The following is a 5,050-nucleotide window of genomic DNA, read 5'->3' on the forward strand; positions in this document are numbered from 1 at the left end:
TTTATACGTCTGGTGATGATGGCGGAGGGGACCCACTCGTTCCCATCCCGAACACGACCGTTAAGCCCTCCAGCGCCGATGGTACTATAGATTAATCTATGGGAGAGTAGGACGTCGCCAGGCAAATCTTAACCCCCACTTCAAATGAAGTGGGGGTTTTTATATCGTTAAAATGCTTTATCCAATTAAGCATACTAATTACTGAATTAGTATGACACATTAATGAAATATATATGTATAACGAGCAATTTCAATATATTTCTAATAAAAAACATGCAAAAAAAACATATAAAGTATGATAGATTCGTGTTAATATAATAGCGTAACAAAGATTAGATGATATGGGAGGTATACTTGTGTTCCAACGCATTGCGAAGCATTTCTTGATTTTCGCTTTAATTCTTTCTATTTTCCCTTTTTATGGGCAATCTTTTGCTGAAGGCCCGAATGATCCGGCACCCGAAATTCAGCCAAAAGTTGTAAATGACAACGCTGGTAAAAAAGTATTATTTGATAATACACATGGTCAAACAGCAGGTGCTGCTGACTGGGTAATTGATGGCGCTTTCTCTGATTTTGCCAATGGATTGGCAGAAGATGGGTTTTATGTCAAGGAATTAAGAAAAGCGACGTCTATTAACTATGAAGATCTGTCATCTTATGATGTTTTTGTAGTCGGAGAAGCAAATATCCCTTATAAAAAATCAGAACAAGATGCGATGTTAGAGTATGTTGAAAACGGCGGTAGTATCTTTTTTATTGGTGATCATTACAACGCTGACCGTAATAAAAATCGCTGGGACGCTTCAGAGATTTTTAATGGCTACAGACGCGGTGCTTTTGAAGATCCAACAAAAGGAATGAGTGACGAAGAGAAAAACTCTTCCGCGATGCAAGGTGTTACAAGTAGTGATTGGTTAGGAAGTAACTTTGGTATTCGCTTCCGTTATAATGCTTTAGGCGATGTAACAGCGAATCATATTGTAAGCCCTGATCAAGCTTTTGGTATTACTCAAGGTGTAAATACAGTTGCAATGCATGCTGGATCTACGATGGTAATTACCGATCCTAAAAAATCTAAAGGTATTGTATACCTACCGGAAACGAACGAAAAATGGAAATATGCAGTTGACCAAGGTGTGTATGCTGGTGGCGGAATAGCAGAAGGTCCTTATGCCGCTATTTCAAAACTAGGAAAAGGTAAAGCTGCTTTTATTGGAGATTCATCTCCAGTTGAAGATATTACACCTAAATATTTACGTGAAGAGACAGGCTCTTCTAAAAAGACGTATGATGGTTTTAAAGAACAAGACGATGCTACGCTATTGGTTAATATGGTAGATTGGTTGGCAGATCAAGAAAATTATACGAGCTTAGATCAAGTTGAATCTTTAGAGTTGGATCAGGCAACATCTCTTCTTGACATGGAAAACCCAGCGGCTTCTACTGAACCACAAGCCGAGCCATGGTCTGCTCCACAAGAAGGTTATAAATGGTGGGACCCCACTACTTTTAAAGCTGGGTCTTATGGAAGTGATAAAGCACCAGAAAAAGAGCCAACCTACTCAGCTGTTCATCAATCCGTACTTCCTAATAAAAGTGAATTCACGCTTCGTATTGTAGCTGAAGATTTACTTCCTGGAACAACGACAAGTGGTTACGACCTTGGAATTTATGTAAGTGGTGGTAAGCAAGTTGCCAAAGTTCAAAACGAAGATGGTTCATGGCCAGAAAGCTATGGTTATAGTAACAAATTCTCACTTACAGCGGATGCCTCAGGTCGTGCAACTAAAGATTTAAAAGTACAAATTGACCCAACTGCTTCTGGTGATGCCAGTTTACGCTTCCGTTTAAATGGAGGCAAACGATTTACAAATACTGTAGCGATTGGTGATGTGGAAGTAGAACCATTACCAGATGATGAAAAGCCAGTTCCGGATATGATTACGATTGCTGAAGCAAGATCTAAGCAAGATAATGAGATTGTAACAATCGAAGGTGTTATTACCTCGACACCAGGCATCTTTGGTTCTCAAGCATTTTATATACAAGATGAAACTGCCGGGATTCTTATATACCAGGGAGAAGCAGGTTTCGCTTTAGGCGATAAAGTTAAAATTTCTGGTGTCTTGACGCATTATAATAATGAACAAGAATTAAAAGATTTGATTAAGATCGAAAAGACGGGTACAGGCTCTCTACCTGCAGCTAAGCAAGTAACTGTAATTGATGAAAGTAATTTTGGTCAGTTAGTACGACTTGATCAAGTAACTGTTGAGGGAATTGAGCAAACTGGCTCTTCGTTTGAGTTTAATGCTGTAACTGAAAATGGCACTACTCGTGTGCGTGTCGATAGTAGAACCGGTTACACAAAAGAGCAATTTACAGAAAGTTATCCAGAAGGTACAAAAGTAAACATTACGGGTCTATCAGCGATTTACCGTGATATTGTCCAATTAAAACCTCGCTCAAGCGAAGATATTCAGCTTGCTAATGTGGATGCTGTAGCACCTACTTCTAACATTCAAGTTAGCGGAGATGCTTTATCAACAGGGGAGTTCTTGAATAAAGCTGTAGTTGAGCTTACTGCTTCTGATGATAAGAGCGACATCGCTACGATTGAATACCGTTTGAAAGGTTCAGATGATTGGACCCGTTATGAATCTAAATTCGCAGTAGAAAAGCCAGGTTTATATCAAATTGAATATAGAGCTACAGATCGTGTGGGTAACGTCGAATCTGTCCAAGTAAAAGAGATTGTTGTCACAACAGCATCTTATGAACAACTTAAGAAAACGATTCAGAATGATACTGTGAACGAAAAGACTCAGAAATATCTTTTGAAACAAGTATCAAGTATCGAGAAAACAGAAGCTCAATATCAGAAATTCCTAGAAAAAGGAAGTTCATTCAAGATTAAATATTATAAAATGTTGTTCAAGCAAAAAATTAGCTTTATGGAGCTTTCCATTAAAGCGATTCCTAATAAAAAATTGAGTAAAGAGACAAAGCAAGATATTAAAAAACTACTCACACTGATTGAAAAAAGTAAATAAATAGAGATGTAAATAACCGTTAGGGGCCAAAAAGCCTTTAGCGGTTATTGTTATAATAGATGTTATTTAATTGAAGGGTTAGATCTAGTGCAGTATTTATGTTATAGTTCGTATTACGGCTTAGTTATATCTTATTACTTCAAAAACTTACTCGGATATAATCATTGAAAAGAGGACGATGTGGGGCTAAAATGAGGTATGTTTATTTGTATGATAGCTCCATCTTTTTGTTATATATTTTGTTCTCTTTGTACGTTTTTCAGAAAGATGGCTCTGCCAATACTTTTTATCAGTAAAACAGTTTTTTCAGGTTGTGCTATGCGATGTGAAGGTGTTCTTGGAAAAACAACGCTGCTGGATGATATGAATCCTTGCAGTGCGAAGAATAATATTAAAAATGAGGTGCAATATTTGAGTAGGAAAATTTTTATAGTCTTATTCTCATTTTTCTTCGTATCTACTCTTTTTCTAGGTATACTTATAACTTATTCTAGTATGTCAATTGTTAAGGTCAGTAAACCCCATTTAAATGATATACAAATTGATGTGCAGTCAAACGTTAAGTATCATGAATTTTACATACAAGACATATTTCCTAAAAATGATTTTTATGCTATAAAATCACCTGTAGCGCTTATAGATGAAAATTATAACTATGATTCGGAAGGGTATATTGTATACGAACACCCTAACGGTGAAAAATATTACTCTCCGTATCTCTTAACGCAACAAACGATTAAATATTTGGGGAGCTATAATCTGACACAAGATCGTTTATACTTAGAAAAAGCAAAAGAATACACAGATAAACTTTTTGAACTAGCAGAAAAAAAAGATAATAAAATGCATTTTCCCCATCATTACATTTTTGAGTTACATGGGTTACCAAGTGAAAAATTAGACCCCGATTGGTACTCAATTTATGCACAAGGCCAAGCACTATCTGTTTTTTCTCGTATGTATCAAACGACTGGAGATAAAAAATATCTAGCATGGGCAAATCAAACATTTAATGGATTAGATCTTGATCATGATCCTAGAAAAAACACTACATTATCTTACTTAGATTCAGAAGGGCACTTATGGTTTGGATATTATCCTAAGAAGCAAAATCACAAATCAACAAGTGCATTAATTCGTGCTGTGGTTGGATTTTATGACTACTATCAGATTAATCAAACAAAAAGTGCTTCTTTTATGTTAAATGCTTCAATTACAACGTTTTATGAACAAATAGAATTGTATCGGGTAGAAGGTGATATTAGCATAGAAGACTTAAAACATAAAAACCAAGATATTGGAAGGCATAGGCTAAATATTTTAGCACTAAAATATCTATACCGTATTACAAATGAAGTATACTTTAATGACATGGCTAACGCATTTTATTCAGACTATAACTTCAAAAAAGAGAAAAACTCGATGTATCATTTGGAAAGGTACATTCGCAAAGAGTGGTTAGAGTAAAAGCATTTAACCAAAATTAGAAAATGTTACACACTCAGTTAGTTTAGAAAAAAAAAACTAAAGCAAGAAGCGGACAACTTTTCTGCCCAACAGGAAGGTTGGCTATGGCGACGATTAAATAGATAAATCATGAAATTTGACTTACCTGACTTACATTTAACCTGTTTTATTGCTTATGGAATTAGGAAGCTTTTTGAACTCATTTTATCCTCATGAAAATTGAGTTCAAAATTGAATTGATCTATACACATAAAAAGATTAAAAAATGTATTGACAGTTTATATTACTATTTGGTAGTATATATCTTGTCGCCGCAAACAAGCGGTAGCAACTAAAATGTTCCTTGAAAACTAAAGAGTGACACATGACCTGTTCAATTTTTATATGAGCTTACAAGCTTACCATTATATGGAGAGTTTGATCCTGGCTCAGGACGAACGCTGGCGGTATGCCTAATACATGCAAGTCGAGCGGATTAAGTACCTTCGGGTACGGATTTAGCGGCGAACGGGTGAGTAACACGTGGG

2 protein-coding genes and 2 rRNA genes are annotated in these 5,050 nt (G+C 35.9%); all 4 read left to right on the top strand.

Features of this window, described 5'->3' with window-relative positions:
* Positions 1-8 precede the first annotated feature (8 nt).
* Positions 9-123: ribosomal RNA gene (gene rrf / locus IC619_RS16440) — 5S ribosomal RNA — on the top strand.
* Positions 124-341: 218 nt separating this feature from the next.
* Positions 342-3,056 carry an OmpL47-type beta-barrel domain-containing protein gene (locus IC619_RS16945; RefSeq protein ID WP_430624119.1) on the top strand — a complete coding sequence of 905 codons (2,715 nt, stop codon included), beginning with the start codon at positions 342-344 and terminating at the stop codon, positions 3,054-3,056.
* A gap of 210 nt (positions 3,057-3,266) precedes the next feature.
* On the top strand, positions 3,267-4,523 hold the full coding sequence (locus tag IC619_RS16450) for a D-glucuronyl C5-epimerase family protein (protein WP_191141191.1): 1,257 nt from the start codon (positions 3,267-3,269) through the stop codon (positions 4,521-4,523).
* 405 nt (positions 4,524-4,928) lie between these two features.
* Positions 4,929-5,050: ribosomal RNA gene (locus tag IC619_RS16455) — 16S ribosomal RNA — on the top strand; the annotation flags it as partial.

It is taken from the genome of Polycladospora coralii, from assembly GCF_014773435.2.
Classification (GTDB): domain Bacteria; phylum Bacillota; class Bacilli; order Thermoactinomycetales; family Thermoactinomycetaceae; genus Polycladospora; species Polycladospora coralii.

Excerpts from the sequence above, each read along its gene's own strand:
- IC619_RS16945 (WP_430624119.1), top strand. The coding sequence starts at position 342 with ATGGGAGGTATACTTGTGTTCCAACGCATTGCGAAGCATTTCTTGATT.
- IC619_RS16450 (WP_191141191.1), top strand. The coding sequence starts at position 3,267 with ATGATAGCTCCATCTTTTTGTTATATATTTTGTTCTCTTTGTACGTTT.